This is a genomic window from Bradyrhizobium sp. Crot121 (assembly GCF_059512385.1).
In genome coordinates this window covers 1-744 of record NZ_JCAMOR010000303.1, presented here as the reverse complement: position 1 = coordinate 744, position 744 = coordinate 1, and the positions used below count along the sequence as shown (strand labels likewise).

Genomic DNA, 744 nt, shown 5'->3' with positions numbered 1-744 from the left:
AACAGGTGGCGGGAAGTAGGCGCCTGAGCTCATTCGATTCCAAATCTTGTAGAGGTTACTCTTCAAGTCGGATTCAAATTCCTCAATCGTCACTCCGTCGACACCGGCTGCGCCACCATTAGATCGCACCTGCAGATACGCTTCGTACACCTTTCTTTTGTCGATGTTGAACGGTTTGCTTGGCTGGTTCACCGCCGTCCTCCTGTTGCCAGTTGCAACGATGGCCAGCCCACCTGATCCGATCCCTTCGCTCCAGCCCCATTACGAGCCTTCGTCACTTGTACGGATCGGTCCGCCCCAGTGCTCCGCATCGGTACTCTTGCCTCGCGGTTTTCTCCGCTTGTGCTTCTCCCTTTGCATCGGAGCGACTGGTTCCTGCAGTTCCGTGACAACGCCTGCATCCGATTCACGCCCCCTCAACGCCGGTCGCCGCCCGCCCAATCATCAGGCTTCCAGCGGACTGATCCCAGAGGGACGACACACCTCTGGTTTTGACGACGATTTCCACGTTACGACGCTTCATCGGCGGGTTCATTTTCATTCGTCTCTCGGATGCTTATCCGCTCGGGTATTTCCCGATCGTTAGCTTCAACGCTCACGACCGCGCCTCTTAAGCGAAGCCGCTTGAAGTGATTTGGGACCTGCTCCTGAAAGCCGATCCCGAGGGGCCCTCCCTCATCGCTGTCACAGCTTGTGCTCACAGATTATCAGATCATCACGATCATCCTTTCTGTGTGCTTCTGC

General features: G+C 56.2%; 1 pseudogene. It reads right to left on the bottom strand.

Annotated features, from left to right (window positions below):
• Positions 1–192: pseudogene (locus tag AC5ZGW_RS46660) on the bottom strand (group II intron reverse transcriptase/maturase); the annotation flags it as partial.
• Positions 193–744 lie beyond the last annotated feature (552 nt).